The sequence below is a fragment of the Bacillus cereus group sp. BfR-BA-01381 genome, assembly GCF_022663555.1.
In the GTDB taxonomy this organism is placed as follows: Bacteria; Bacillota; Bacilli; order Bacillales; family Bacillaceae_G; genus Bacillus_A; species Bacillus_A pacificus.
Genome location: NZ_JAKUFR010000062.1, coordinates 1 through 12,836, shown reverse-complemented (window position 1 = coordinate 12,836; position 12,836 = coordinate 1). Strand labels below are relative to the sequence as shown.

Sequence of the window (12,836 nt, the reverse complement as noted above, 5' to 3'; positions counted from 1 at the left end):
ATATATAAGATACATCCAATCTGAATATTTAAAATGGAATTAGCATTCGAGCTTGTTCGTGTAGGAGTGTCAAATAGAAAGGAATGACAAAGATGATAAGGAAGGGATCGTATGAATGAACAACGATTTTTATTTTTGGATTTTGAGTTTACGATGCCCCAGCACAGAAAAAAACCAAAAGGATTTTTCCCGGAGATTATTGAGGTAGGACTCGTTTCGGTTGTTGGCTGTAAGGTAGAAGACACGTATTCAGCTCATGTTAGGCCGAAGACTTTTCCTTCTTTAACGGATCGATGTAAGAAATTTTTAGGGATTAAACAAGAAGTCGTAGATAAAGGAATTTCGTTTCCAGAACTCGTTGAAAAACTTGCAGAATATGAAAAGAGATGTAAACCGACCATTGTTACGTGGGGAAATATGGATATGAAAGTGTTGAAGCATAATTGTGAAAAAGCGGGAGTAGATTTTCCTTTCCAGGGACAGTGTCGTGATTTATCACTTGAGTATAAGAAGTTTTTTGGTGAGAGAAATCAAACAGGACTGTGGAAAGCAATTGAGGCGTATGGAAAAGTAGGGACGGGTAAGCATCATTGTGCGCTAGATGATGCGATGACGACGTATAATATTTTTAAGTTAGTAGAAAAAGATAAAGAGTATTTAGTGAAACCAGCACCTCCAACATTAGGGGAACTCGTTGATTTTTCAAAAGTGTTAAAGAAAGTGAGTACACAGTAACGACCAAATTGCACAGTATGTAATTTGGTCGTTTTGTTTTTTTAAAGTTTGTAGTCTTTTTTTAATTGTTCTAATGTTTCTAGACTACGAACTGCAAAAGGTGAATCATCTTCAGAAAATGAATTCATTTGAGTTTCTAATGCTAATTTGAGTGAATCTGTATAATCAGGAATTTCTCCTTCATATTTCTTCACCATTTGCTCTGGAATGTTCGTCTGTTCACGAAAAGCTAAAGCACGTCTTTCGTGGAAAAATGGTACGTCAGCTTGTTTTACGTTATGTAAGTCACCTTGCACCGGATGTTTTAAAACAGCTAATACTTTTACGACGTAACTGCCAGGGCGGCTATTTGTAACTTCGCCAATGTATTTTCCCGTTTTATAAATACCAGTAACGATTTCGCCAATTTCAAATGTTTCTCTCATATTTTTCACCTCAAGTTTATAGTAAGGAAAGTAGGATAAGGAGTCAAAGAAATCATTCGCGTTCGGAATGCCCCCTTGAGAATGTGGATAGGTTCCACTATAATTTAAGATAATATAACAGAAAATTCTGATGTTTTACAAATCCTATACTAAGGAGTGATTTATATGATGCCATTATATTTTCCGGAAGATAAAACAGAATATATTATTCCGGGGATTGTTTGCGTTCTATTCATCATTGGTGCGGTTGCCACGTGGCGTATGTTCATTCGTGTATCAAAACGAGAAGCAGATCGATTACAGAAAGTTGAAGAAAAGCTGTTAGCTGAAAAGAAACAGTAACTCATTTTTGTATGTTTCCCTCTATGCTCGGACAATCTAAGGGCAGAATGTATTTTGGAGGGAATAAAATGAAAAAACGGCTTTTTTTCAGTTGTTGTTTACTATTTCTGATGGCAGGTTGTGACCAAGGAAAGCCGAAAGAAATTGACGTGAAATTACATAATGCTTCAGGTGATGAAGTGGGGACTGCGAAAGTAGTGCAGCAAACTAGCGGAGTAAAAATTAAGATTAAAGGGGAAGGGTTCACACCTGGCCCACACGGCATACATGTACATGAAATTGGTGAGTGTAAAGCACCGCGTTTTGAATCATCTGGGAATCATTTTAACCCTGATAATAAAAAGCATGGACTTCTTAATCCGAAGGGTGCAGAAAACGGTGATTTACCGAACGTAATTGCAGACGGTTCTGGGAAAATTAAAGCAGAAATTGATGCGCCGCATATAACGCTTGAAGAAGGGAAAACGACGATTCATAGAAAAGATGGAGCGTCTATTATTATTACAGAAAATGCTGATGATGGTATGACACAACCGACAGGTAAATCAGGTGATCGAATTGCTTGTGGTGTTATTGTAAAAAAAGCGTCGGATATGAAGAAAAAATAAAAGCTACCGTGCGCGGTAGCTTTTATGTGTAGTGTAAGTGAAAATATATCGACCGTAACTCAAAATATATCGGCGATTTTTCAAATATATCGACTTACCGACAAAATATGACAAAGGAGGCTGTCTCAAATAGCCTCCTTTCTTATTATGAAAACGTATGGCGCAGCCTATTTAAAATTTCTTCTAAAACAGACCTTGGGCAGCCGATGTTAATTCGAATATGTTCTTCGCCGCCTAATCCGTATTTCTCACCAGGTTCAACGATAATTTTTCCTTTTTCCTCAAGCAATGTAGTGCGCTCATCTTGAGAAAGCTGTAGGCGAGAGCAATCAATCCATAATAAAAAGCTACCTTCTGGCTTCGTTACGGAAAGAGCAGGTATGTGATCTTTCATATATTCACAAGCGAACTTAGCGTTATCTTCTATATATAATCGAATTTCATTTAGCCAATCGTTACATTCTGTATAGGCACTTACCATCGCTGTATAGGCAAATGTATTTAATCCGTGAAAGCCTTGTCTATATTGGATAGATGTAAAAGCTTGACGGAGTTTTTCATTTGGAATGATAATAATCGATGCTTGTAATCCAGCGATATTAAATGTTTTACTTGGAGCCATACAAGTTATCGTGCGCGCTGCTAGTTCTTCAGATAAAGAAGCGAACGGTGTATGTGTATGATTTGCGTAAATAATATCGGAATGAATTTCATCTGCGACAACGATTACATTATATTTTGTACATAAAGATCCAAGCTTTGTTAGTTCCTCTTTCGTCCAAACACGCCCTATCGGATTGTGAGGACTGCAAAGAAGCATAAGTTTGACGCCTTGTTGAAATTGCTTTTCTAAATGTTCGAAATCTATCGCATATGTATCATTGTGTTTCTGTAATGGACTTACGCATAATTGTCTATTGTTTGTTGTGACCATTTCGAAAAATGGGGGATAAATAGGTGGTTGTACGAGAACGGATTCGTTTTCCTTTGTGAAGGCCTGTATGCTCGTACTAAGAGCTGGAACGATTCCGGCGCTAAAGACAATCCATTCTTTTTGAATATCCCAGTTGTACTGTTTTTTTGTCCAATTACAAATAATATCGCCAATATTTTCGGGAGGAAGTGTATAGCCGAAAATAGGATGCTCGATACGTTGCTTTAAAGCAGTTTGAATTGGTTGTGGTACTTCAAAATCCATATCAGCAATCCAAGCGTGGATAAGTTCTTCGTTTTTATATGTATCCCATTTTGTACTATGAGTTCCACGGCGATTGACTGCTTTATGAAATAGTTGCATAAGTTTGCTCCCTTCTTCTGTAAAACCGTTAAGTTATGAATGTTCTCTCTCTTCTTATAGAATAGCTGATGTGATAGGATAAAGAAAAGTATTAAAAAGTGAAAAGGCGGGAAGCGAATGGGTACATATGAAAAGATGATAGAGGTTGTGAAGAATTGGGATCCGTTTCAAATGGGACCGGAGTTTTATGAAACAGAAGCGAGCGATGTTGTGAACGTCGCAAGTGTGTTTGATGATTCAAAATACATCGCAAAGAAGATTCAACATATATACTTTATGTCTTTTGAGGAAGTACCTGCGCTTGAAAAATGTGAGAAGTTAGCTGTGGAATTACTTGTAATAAAAGAAGGCGGAAGTTGTTCAATATAGGCTGTCGGAAATTCCGACAGCCTTTTTTACATTATTGCGCAGAAAAAGCGATAATTTCTTCATAAACATGTTCTGGTTTTTCTTCAGGTAGTAAATGCCCTGTGTTTTCGTAAGAAATAAATTTCGAATTCGGTAAATCTTTGTGCAGACGATGACCTACATGTACAGGGACGACCCGATCTTTTTCACCCCAAATGAGTAGCGTAGGTGTTTCGATTTTTTGTAATTCAGTTGAAGGTAAGTCACCTTCACGATCGCGTATCATACGAGTTAAAGCGGGGAATATACGGTCGTCATAAAAAGGAGCAGAGTAACCTTCCTTCATTTCATCGTCAATTAATGAGTGATCATGAACGACATTCATTAAGTTATGAACAATACCACGCCGTATAATCCAGTTCTTTACGTATAAATGAAAGAACGGTAAATAAGAAGAGTACAGTAAAGGTAAAGTTGCGCGTGCTAAATAGCTCGAGCTACATAGTAAAATTGTCTTTGAAATTAATTCAGGACGTATACGGTTTACGTAAAGTGAAATTTGGCCGCCCATAGAATGTCCAACTAACACAATATTTGAGAGAGATAAGTGTTCAATTAAATCGATTATAATCGTTGCTAAATTATGATAAGAGTACTTAAATAGATGAGACTTATCACTCTTTCCGAACGGTGGTAAATCAAGAGCAATGACTGTGCCTTCTTTCGATAGTAAAGGAATAAGACGGCGGTAACTGAATGAGGAAGATAAAAAACCGTGAACGAGCACGAACGTCGGACGTGTTGTTTTATTATCATGTTCATACAATTCGTAATGAATCGTAGTGCCGCGAGTGGAAAAAGTGAAATAAGGACAAGTATATTGGTGATTCATTTTTTGTCACTCCATTGATTTTTGTTCATATCATCTCCAAGGCAGAAAAAAATATGTTAACAAAAAAAGGCAAGATGACGATGTCATCTTGCCTTTCGTATATTCAGTATTACCCGCGAACAATATGAGGCGGTGTTTTTCCTTGTAACGCTACAACTAAATTTTCAGCGGCGGTCATAGCCATTTGTTGCCTAGTTTTTAATGTTGCAGATCCGATATGTGGTAAGGTCACAACATTTTGTAATGATAAGAGCGGATTATCTTTTTGAATCGGCTCTTGTGTAAAAGTATCGATGCCTGCTGCAAAGATTTTCTTTTCTGTTAACGCATGGATTAACGCTTCTTCATCTACTGTTTTCCCGCGAGAAGCATTAATGAAGATAGCTGTTTCTTTCATGAATGAAAATTCCTTTTCTCCGATAAGATGGTACGTTTCATCTGTTAATGGAGTAAGAAGAACGATAAAGTCAGACTGTTTGAGTAGCGTCTGTAAATCACAATATGTAGCATCGAATTTTTGTTCAGCTTCTTCTTTTCGGCGACGGTTATAATAAAGAACATCCATATCAAATCCGAATTTCGCTCGTTTTGCAACAGCTTCACCAATTCGGCCCATACCGATAATGCCGATTGTACTATGGTGTACATCTAGCCCAAAGTGCTCTTTTCCAATTTCGGCATTCCATTCACCATTTTTTACGTAGGAGTCGAGTTCACAAACACGACGACCAGCAGATAACATAAGAGCAAAAACGAGGTCAGCTACTGTATCATCTAGTACGTAAGGTGTATTTGTTCCGATTACATTGCGTTTTTCCATCGCTTGTAAATCAAAATTATCGTAACCGACAGAAATGTTGCTTACTACTTTTAAGTTAGGAGCCGCCTCCAATAATTCTTCATTAATAGCAGATCCAAAATTTAATAAACCATCTTTATCTTGTATTTTCTCTAGTAGAACATCACGAGGTACCTTCTCATTTTGCTCCCATTTTTCATAATCACAGTGTTCTGATAAATAGTTTTCTACAAATGTTGGAACTGGTTCAGCAATATAAACTTTTGGTTTCACGGTTCCATCCCCTTTCGCTTTATCACGCATTTATCCGCTGATTAAAGTTTCACTTTATTTTGACATAATTCACTAAAAAAATCTTCTTTTCAAACTGGAAAGGCTATTTGTATAATTTAGACACAAACGAAAAGGAAGGATGATTTATATGGTGACAGAAAAAGAATTAGAATTATTAGCTTGTCTTGAAAAAAGTAGTCGATTATCTGTAGATACATTAGCGAAGCTGTTAAATATAGAAGTAGAAGAAGTAAAGAAAATGGTTGAAAAATTAGAAGCGGAAAAGATTATTGTGGATTATGTAACACATATCGATTGGACGAAGGTGAAAGAACATACAGGTTTAACGGCAATGATTGATGTGAAGGTTACGCCAAAGCACGGCGTTGGGTTCGATGCGGTTGCGGAACAAATTTATCGTTATTCAGAAGTAAAGTCTGTGTATTTAATGTCAGGGACATACGATCTTTCTATTACGTTAGAAGGAAAGACAATGGGAGAAGTAGCGATGTTTGTTTCTGAGAAATTAGCAACAATTGAATCTGTCGTTTCTACGACAACACATTTCATTTTGAAGAAGTATAAACATGAGGGAATTATTTATGAAAAAAACGATGATGATAAGCGAATTGTGGTGACACCATGAAGCAATTTGAACTATCTAGAGCGGCAGAATCGTTACAACCATCTGGTATTCGAAAGTTTTTCGATTTAGCAGCTAATATGAAAGGTGTTATATCTCTTGGGGTAGGGGAGCCTGACTTTGTTACACCTTGGAACGTGAGGCAAGCATGTATTCGTTCTTTAGAACAAGGATATACGTCATATACAGCAAATGCAGGATTATTGGAGCTCCGTCAAGAAATAGCAAAGTATCTAAAAAAACAATTTGCAGTTTCTTATGATCCAAACGATGAAATCATTGTTACAGTTGGAGCAAGTCAGGCGCTAGATGTAGCGATGCGCGCCATTATAAATCCTGATGACGAAGTACTCATTATTGAGCCAAGTTTCGTTTCTTATGCCCCACTTGTGACATTAGCTGGAGGCGTTCCAGTTCCTGTGGCGACTACTTTAGAAAATGAATTTAAAGTACAACCAGAACAAATTGAAGCAGCTATTACAGCGAAGACAAAGGCAATTTTACTTTGTTCACCAAATAACCCAACAGGTGCAATGTTAAACAAGTCCGAGCTTGAAGAAATAGCAGTGATTGTTGAGAAGTACAATTTAATCGTATTATCTGATGAAATTTATGCAGAACTTGTATACGACGAAGCATATACAAGTTTCGCGAGTATTAAAAATATGCGTGAGCATACGATTTTAATTTCAGGATTTTCAAAAGGATTTGCAATGACAGGATGGCGTCTTGGTATGATTGCAGCTCCTGTTCATTTTTCAGAATTAATGCTCAAAATTCACCAATATTCTATGATGTGTGCCCCGACGATGTCTCAGTTCGCAGCACTTGAAGCGTTACGTGCGGGGAATGATGAAGTAATTCGGATGAGAGATAGTTATAAGAAACGCCGTAATTTTATGACGACATCTTTCAATGACATGGGATTAACGTGTCATGTGCCGGGTGGAGCATTTTATGTCTTTCCTTCAATCGCTTCAACTGGACTATCTTCAGCGGAATTTGCAGAACAGTTATTATTAGAAGAAAAAGTGGCTGTTGTACCTGGAAGTGTATTTGGCGAAAGTGGCGAAGGGTTTATTCGTTGTTCGTATGCAACATCGCTTGAACAGCTTATGGAAGCAATGAAGAGAATGGAACGGTTTATAGAGAATAAAAAAAGGACAAAACACAATACGTTTTGTCCATAAAAGGGGGGGAATACTAGAAAGCCATGTGTTAGTATTCTATCCTAATATTGGAGAATTATACTTACTTAAGGAAATTTTTTCATGAATTTTGAATGAGCTCTGTCATAGTGGTATAATTTACTAATATAAGGTATGCGTATCCTGAGTTGCTTTACTTAGGGTACGTATTAACTAATCGGATATTTAACAATAAATCATCTGCTTTGCTATCTACAATTGTAGAGAAAATGGTAAACGTATGGGAGTGTTTCATATGTCAGAACAATATACAACAGGAGTGGTTGTAACAGGGAAAGTGACTGGGATTCAAGATTACGGTGCATTTGTAGCGTTAGATGCAGAAACACAAGGACTTGTGCATATATCAGAAATTACAAATGGATATGTAAAGGATATTCATGACTTTTTAAAAGTCGGCGATACAGTAGAAGTAAAAGTACTTTCAATTGATGAAGAACACAGAAAAATGAGTTTATCGTTAAAAGCGGCGAAAAGAAAACAAGGACGGATTCTTATACCGAATCCATCTAAGGACGGATTTAATACGCTGCGAGAAAAGCTAACAGAATGGATTGAAGAGTCCGAGTTAACAAAGTAAAAGAGGAGCGCATATGAGCGTTCCTCTTTTACTTTTTCTTATGATATATATTTGCAAATATGATTGCATGCAATCATATTCGTATGTCGAAGGTGAGTAAGGACATACTGACTAGCGAATTTCGTTCGTTTCTGGGTGAGTACCAAGATTTTCTGATGGTTTAAAGAGTAAACCAAGATTAATCAGCCCAGAAATACCGACGATGCCGTAAATAATACGTGCAAGAGCTGAGTTTTGTCCACCGAAAATGGCTGCCACTAAGTCAAACTGGAAGAACCCGATTAATCCCCAGTTTACAGCGCCAATTACAGTAAAGACTAATGCGATACGTTGCAAAGTACTCATGAAAAAGCCCCCCTTAATTGTGAAGCATGAGCAAGCGATGAGTTAATTAACTCTTTTATAGAATGGTGTAGTTATGTTGTTTTTATACATAAAAAATGTTTGAAACAGGATGTATATACATCTATACCGAAAAATGCGAATTTTTATGCAAAAAATGAACTTTTTCTAAAAAATATATATTGGTTACGTTTACAATTGGCTAATCGCTTGATTTACAACTTCAGTTTCGCTAAAGTGAATACAGAAATACATATCCATAATTGGAGGGAAAAAGATGAGTACACATGTAACGTTCGACTATTCTAAAGCGTTATCCTTCATCGGTGAACATGAAATCACTTATTTACGTGATGCAGTGAAAGTAACACATCACGCAATCCACGAAAAAACTGGAGCTGGGAACGATTTCCTTGGGTGGGTAGACCTTCCGCTTCAATATGACAAAGAAGAATTTGCTCGCATTCAAAAATGCGCAGAAAAAATTAAAAATGACTCTGACATTTTACTTGTTGTAGGTATCGGTGGTTCTTACCTAGGAGCACGTGCAGCAATTGAAATGTTAAACCATTCTTTCTACAACACACTTTCTAAAGAACAACGTAAAACTCCACAAGTGCTATTTGTTGGACAAAACATTAGCTCCACTTACATGAAAGATTTAATGGATGTATTAGAAGGTAAAGACTTCTCTATTAACGTTATTTCCAAATCAGGTACAACAACAGAGCCTGCACTAGCATTCCGTATTTTCCGTAAGTTGTTAGAAGAAAAATATGGAAAAGAAGAAGCTCGCAAACGTATTTATGCAACGACAGATAAAGCGCGTGGTGCATTAAAAACATTAGCTGATAATGAAGGTTACGAAACATTCGTTATTCCAGATGATGTTGGAGGACGTTTCTCTGTATTAACGCCAGTTGGTTTATTACCAATCGCAGTGAGTGGCTTAAATATTGAAGAAATGATGAAAGGTGCAGCTGCTGGTCATGATGACTTCGGAACATCAGAACTAGAAGAAAACCCAGCTTACCAATACGCAGTAGTTCGTAACGCTCTATACAATAAAGGAAAAACAATTGAAATGCTTGTTAACTATGAGCCAGCACTTCAATACTTCGCTGAGTGGTGGAAACAGTTATTTGGTGAAAGTGAAGGAAAAGATCAAAAAGGTATTTTCCCATCTTCAGCAAACTTCTCAACTGACCTACACTCATTAGGTCAATACGTTCAAGAAGGTCGTCGTGATTTATTTGAAACAGTTCTAAAAGTAGGTAAATCTACACATGAACTAACAATCGAATCAGAAGAAAACGATTTAGATGGATTAAACTACCTTGCTGGTGAAACTGTAGACTTCGTAAACACGAAAGCATACGAAGGTACATTACTTGCACATAGCGATGGCGGAGTACCAAACTTAATCGTAAATATTCCTGAATTAAATGAGTACACATTCGGTTACCTTGTATACTTCTTCGAAAAAGCATGTGCGATGAGCGGCTACTTATTAGGCGTAAATCCATTTGACCAACCAGGAGTAGAAGCATACAAGAAAAACATGTTTGCTTTACTTGGTAAACCAGGATTTGAAGAATTAAAAGCAGAATTAGAAGAGCGTTTAAAATAATAAAAAGCGGCCGGATCCGGCCGCTTTTTATTATTTCATCGAAAAATCCATCAGTATATTCAAACTAGAGTGGGTATGCTAAGGAAAAAGTCTAGGAGGGATGGACTTGATTCCGATTCAATCAAATTTAGAAGGACGTACATATGCGTTATATAAGTTAGAAGAAATAATGAAGCCACTCGGATATAGCATTGGTGGCAATTGGGATTATGATAAAGGATGCTTTGATTATAAAATTGGTGAAGAAGATGGCTATCAATTTCTGCGAGTGCCATTTACAGCGGTGAATGGTGAATTAGATGTGCCAGGCGTAATAGTCCGTCTTGAAACGCCGTATATTCTTTCGCACGTATATCAAAACGAACTAGATGATCATGTAAATACGTTAACAGCCGGCACGAGTGGATTGGATCAATTTGCTGAGCCGAAAGATCCAGATGGAGATGTAAAAAGAAAATATATCAATATTGGGAAAGTGCTCATGCAGGAACTAGAGCGTCATTTTACTAATGGTGAATAACAATGAGTATGTCGCTTTCAATGAGAACAAAAGAATGAATTGGGTTAATCATATATTGTTCGTCGCGCTTTATACCTAGTAAGAGAACGTTTTGCTTTAAAAGAGTATAGCTACAATTTGCAAAAGTTTGTCCGGTACAGGATGGGGGAAGCTCCATCAGTTGTAATTTATTATCAGAGATTTCGTCGTAAAGTGAAAATAGTACACCTGAAATGGAAGGGAATAAAAGAGAAGCGGTAAATACATAGCTCGTTAATTTATTTCCTTCTATAATTTCTGACACGCCAGCTCTCGTTGCATTTTGTATTTGTTCAGAAGTAAGAAGTTCAGCGATGCAGTGAATATTTGGGTTGAGCCCTTTTGCAGTTAAAATATTTAAAATGGACTGTGTATCCGCTAAGCTTTCGTTTTTTTCTTTATCGGCTGTTATTAATATAGTGTGTGCCGTTGTAATATTAGCTTTTAATAACGTTTGGTCGTGATGGGGGCACCCCTTTATAAATTCTAAATGATGAAATGGTTTTGGCAGTAAAGAAAGTGTTTCATCAATTAAAACGATATCAAGGTTTGGTTGTAGTACGTGCATTTGTTTTACAACATGTTTTGCTCGTTCATTCCAGCCGACAATAATCATATGACCGTTAGAAGTCGCGGCTTCTTCTCCTTTAATCTTCATATATTGTTTACTAATCATTTCAGTAGCGAACAGTACCATATAATAAGAACAAAATCCGGTCCCTAATAAAATAATACCTATACCGATAAGTTTGCCCATTAGTGTATGAGGGGCAAAGTCACCGTAGCCAACAGTGAAAATGGTAACGATTGACCACCAAACTCCATCAAACCATGTAGTGAAGTGGGATGGTTCTAATCTATGTATAAGAAAGCCGGAAAAAGCAGTAAGTATAACAATAAAGCAAATTAAACGAAAAATAATGGAATCACGAAATGTATCTACTAAATTTGGACGGGATTTCAATTGCCTATTCCTCCTTACTTTGCAAGACTACATTCATTGTTGCCATTATAGAAAAAAGAAAAACTCTCTAATTAAAAAGAGAGTTTGTTTTACGTTACATACTTTCCACTTCAGTTTGTTGAACACTTTCAAGATGCTGGAGGGCATAGTAAACATCAGCAGTATGTCTTTTTTGATCGATACATAATTTAAGATGCAAATAGTGAGAACCATTTTCTAACGTTTTAAGCTTCATATTCTTAACTTTTATATCCATTTCTTTTATTTCTTCAATTACAACCGGGATATTGTCCATATTTCGTACAACAAGTTTTACTGCGATATCACGTTGACGAAATGACCTAGGTCCTACAAATTTCATTGTTAACGGTATAAGTTCAACGCTAATCATAAGGAAACACATTCCGAAAATCGCTTCGATATAAAATCCAGCTCCAACAGCAATACCAATACCAGATGCGCCCCAAATCATAGCAGCAGTTGTTAATCCGGCAATACTATCGTTTCCTCTACGTAAAATAACACCGGCACCTAAAAAACCAATCCCTGATACAATTTGAGCGGCAAGTCGAAGTGGGTCCATATTCATATGATCAGTATGTGGTAAATTGTAAGCTGCTTTAATAGAAACAATGGTCAGGAGGCAACTAATTATAGAAATAACTAAACACGTTTTTAAACCAAGTGGTTTACGTTTTAATTCGCGCTCTAAACCGATGGCGAACCCTAAAATAGCCGAGAGACCTAGTTTGATTAATAAATCGGTATAGTCCATATATATTCCTCCTTGTATGGTATCGTATATAAATAAAACGTTTATTATAGAAAGAAACGTTTTTGGATAGAGTGACTTTATATAGAATATATGTAGGAATCTCTTAGAAATGAAAGAGATATTTCGTTTAAGTATATGATATTAAAAAAGAAATGTAGTTAATTTAAAAAAAGTTTATAAAAGGTGTTGCATTTCATTTTTTTGCATGATATATTAATAACCGTCGCTGATGCGGAAACGCAGAAAACGACAAAAAAGAAATTGAAAAACTTAGTTGACATCGAAAAACGAAGATGTTAACATAAGGAAGTCGCAAATGAGCGACCAAGTAGTTCTTTGAAAACTGAACGAAACAAACAACGTGAAACGTCAATTTTTATTTTATGATGCTAGACAAACTAACTTTATTGGAGAGTTTGATCCTGGCTCAGGATGAA

General features: G+C 36.6%; 16 protein-coding genes. 9 read left to right on the top strand and 7 right to left on the bottom strand.

Annotation, left to right across the window (positions count from 1 at the left end):
- The first annotated feature begins 111 nt into the window (after positions 1-111).
- Positions 112-735, top strand: coding sequence for a 3'-5' exonuclease KapD (gene kapD, locus MR079_RS19600; protein WP_139868153.1), 624 nt, complete (start codon positions 112-114; stop codon positions 733-735).
- Positions 736-776: 41 nt separating this feature from the next.
- Here the strand turns inward: kapD and kapB are convergent, their stop codons facing one another.
- Positions 777-1,160, bottom strand: coding sequence for a kinase-associated lipoprotein KapB (gene kapB / locus MR079_RS19595; protein WP_001209341.1), 384 nt, complete (start codon positions 1,158-1,160; stop codon positions 777-779).
- A 165-nt stretch (positions 1,161-1,325) separates the two neighbouring features.
- Between kapB and MR079_RS19590 the strand changes: the two genes are divergently transcribed.
- A complete protein-coding gene (locus MR079_RS19590) occupies positions 1,326-1,502 on the top strand; it encodes a hypothetical protein (RefSeq protein ID WP_000982762.1) in 177 nt (58 codons plus the stop codon).
- Between the two features lie 68 nt (positions 1,503-1,570).
- A complete protein-coding gene (gene sodC / locus MR079_RS19585; RefSeq protein ID WP_000746511.1) occupies positions 1,571-2,110 on the top strand; it encodes a superoxide dismutase [Cu-Zn] in 540 nt (179 codons plus the stop codon).
- Between the two features lie 145 nt (positions 2,111-2,255).
- Here the strand turns inward: sodC and MR079_RS19580 are convergent, their stop codons facing one another.
- Positions 2,256-3,407, bottom strand: a complete 1,152-nt coding sequence (locus tag MR079_RS19580) for a MalY/PatB family protein (RefSeq protein ID WP_001175835.1) — start codon at positions 3,405-3,407, stop codon at positions 2,256-2,258.
- Between the two features lie 117 nt (positions 3,408-3,524).
- Here MR079_RS19580 and MR079_RS19575 point away from each other — a divergent pair, with 117 nt between their 5' ends.
- Positions 3,525-3,776 carry a DUF1871 family protein gene (locus MR079_RS19575; protein WP_000537635.1) on the top strand — a complete coding sequence of 84 codons (252 nt, stop codon included), beginning with the start codon at positions 3,525-3,527 and terminating at the stop codon, positions 3,774-3,776.
- A 31-nt stretch (positions 3,777-3,807) separates the two neighbouring features.
- On the opposite strand, the gene MR079_RS19570 is transcribed toward MR079_RS19575, so the two are convergent.
- Together MR079_RS19570 and MR079_RS19565 are read right to left on the bottom strand one after the other, a co-directional pair.
- Positions 3,808-4,647, bottom strand: a complete 840-nt coding sequence (locus MR079_RS19570) for an alpha/beta fold hydrolase (RefSeq protein ID WP_242294469.1) — start codon at positions 4,645-4,647, stop codon at positions 3,808-3,810.
- A 109-nt stretch (positions 4,648-4,756) separates the two neighbouring features.
- Positions 4,757-5,749, bottom strand: a complete 993-nt coding sequence (locus MR079_RS19565; protein ID WP_242294468.1) for a 2-hydroxyacid dehydrogenase — start codon at positions 5,747-5,749, stop codon at positions 4,757-4,759.
- 118 nt (positions 5,750-5,867) lie between these two features.
- On the opposite strand from MR079_RS19565, the gene MR079_RS19560 reads away from it, so the two are divergent.
- The 3 genes from MR079_RS19560 (at position 5,868) to yugI (ending at position 8,150) form a co-directional block, all read left to right on the top strand.
- Positions 5,868-6,365: an Lrp/AsnC family transcriptional regulator gene (locus MR079_RS19560; protein WP_000255699.1), complete on the top strand. Its 498-nt coding sequence runs from the start codon at positions 5,868-5,870 to the stop codon at positions 6,363-6,365.
- Entirely contained in the window at positions 6,362-7,552 is a 1,191-nt protein-coding gene (locus tag MR079_RS19555; protein ID WP_000808514.1) for an aminotransferase, read from the top strand. Before MR079_RS19560 ends, MR079_RS19555 begins: the two co-directional genes overlap by 4 nt.
- Before the next feature lie 253 nt (positions 7,553-7,805).
- A complete protein-coding gene (yugI, locus tag MR079_RS19550) occupies positions 7,806-8,150 on the top strand; it encodes a S1 domain-containing post-transcriptional regulator GSP13 (RefSeq protein WP_000003767.1) in 345 nt (114 codons plus the stop codon).
- Positions 8,151-8,261: 111 nt separating this feature from the next.
- On the opposite strand, the gene MR079_RS19545 is transcribed toward yugI, so the two are convergent.
- Positions 8,262-8,495: a DUF378 domain-containing protein gene (locus MR079_RS19545; protein WP_000105788.1), complete on the bottom strand. Its 234-nt coding sequence runs from the start codon at positions 8,493-8,495 to the stop codon at positions 8,262-8,264.
- 274 nt (positions 8,496-8,769) lie between these two features.
- On the opposite strand from MR079_RS19545, the gene MR079_RS19540 reads away from it, so the two are divergent.
- Both MR079_RS19540 and MR079_RS19535 read left to right on the top strand, forming a co-directional pair.
- Positions 8,770-10,122: a glucose-6-phosphate isomerase gene (locus tag MR079_RS19540; RefSeq protein ID WP_000103654.1), complete on the top strand. Its 1,353-nt coding sequence runs from the start codon at positions 8,770-8,772 to the stop codon at positions 10,120-10,122.
- Between the two features lie 106 nt (positions 10,123-10,228).
- Positions 10,229-10,642, top strand: a complete 414-nt coding sequence (locus MR079_RS19535; RefSeq protein WP_000612339.1) for a YugN-like family protein — start codon at positions 10,229-10,231, stop codon at positions 10,640-10,642.
- Here MR079_RS19535 and MR079_RS19530 read toward each other — a convergent pair.
- Positions 10,629-11,624, bottom strand: coding sequence for an ion channel (locus MR079_RS19530; protein ID WP_000842332.1), 996 nt, complete (start codon positions 11,622-11,624; stop codon positions 10,629-10,631). The genes MR079_RS19535 and MR079_RS19530 overlap by 14 nt on opposite strands.
- Positions 11,625-11,718: 94 nt before the next feature.
- The gene (locus tag MR079_RS19525; protein ID WP_000386681.1) at positions 11,719-12,399 is read right to left on the bottom strand and encodes an MgtC/SapB family protein; all 681 of its coding nucleotides are present in this window, start codon (positions 12,397-12,399) and stop codon (positions 11,719-11,721) included.
- Positions 12,400-12,836 lie beyond the last annotated feature (437 nt).

Excerpts from the sequence above, each read along its gene's own strand:
- MR079_RS19555 (WP_000808514.1), top strand. The coding sequence starts at position 6,362 with ATGAAGCAATTTGAACTATCTAGAGCGGCAGAATCGTTACAACCATCT.
- MR079_RS19570 (WP_242294469.1), bottom strand. The coding sequence starts at position 4,647 with ATGAATCACCAATATACTTGTCCTTATTTCACTTTTTCCACTCGCGGC.
- MR079_RS19525 (WP_000386681.1), bottom strand. The coding sequence starts at position 12,399 with ATGGACTATACCGATTTATTAATCAAACTAGGTCTCTCGGCTATTTTA.
- MR079_RS19590 (WP_000982762.1), top strand. The coding sequence starts at position 1,326 with ATGATGCCATTATATTTTCCGGAAGATAAAACAGAATATATTATTCCG.
- MR079_RS19560 (WP_000255699.1), top strand. The coding sequence starts at position 5,868 with ATGGTGACAGAAAAAGAATTAGAATTATTAGCTTGTCTTGAAAAAAGT.
- MR079_RS19540 (WP_000103654.1), top strand. The coding sequence starts at position 8,770 with ATGAGTACACATGTAACGTTCGACTATTCTAAAGCGTTATCCTTCATC.
- kapD (WP_139868153.1), top strand. The coding sequence starts at position 112 with ATGAATGAACAACGATTTTTATTTTTGGATTTTGAGTTTACGATGCCC.
- yugI (WP_000003767.1), top strand. The coding sequence starts at position 7,806 with ATGTCAGAACAATATACAACAGGAGTGGTTGTAACAGGGAAAGTGACT.
- MR079_RS19565 (WP_242294468.1), bottom strand. The coding sequence starts at position 5,749 with ATGCGTGATAAAGCGAAAGGGGATGGAACCGTGAAACCAAAAGTTTAT.
- sodC (WP_000746511.1), top strand. The coding sequence starts at position 1,571 with ATGAAAAAACGGCTTTTTTTCAGTTGTTGTTTACTATTTCTGATGGCA.
- kapB (WP_001209341.1), bottom strand. The coding sequence starts at position 1,160 with ATGAGAGAAACATTTGAAATTGGCGAAATCGTTACTGGTATTTATAAA.
- MR079_RS19545 (WP_000105788.1), bottom strand. The coding sequence starts at position 8,495 with ATGAGTACTTTGCAACGTATCGCATTAGTCTTTACTGTAATTGGCGCT.
- MR079_RS19580 (WP_001175835.1), bottom strand. The coding sequence starts at position 3,407 with ATGCAACTATTTCATAAAGCAGTCAATCGCCGTGGAACTCATAGTACA.
- MR079_RS19575 (WP_000537635.1), top strand. The coding sequence starts at position 3,525 with ATGGGTACATATGAAAAGATGATAGAGGTTGTGAAGAATTGGGATCCG.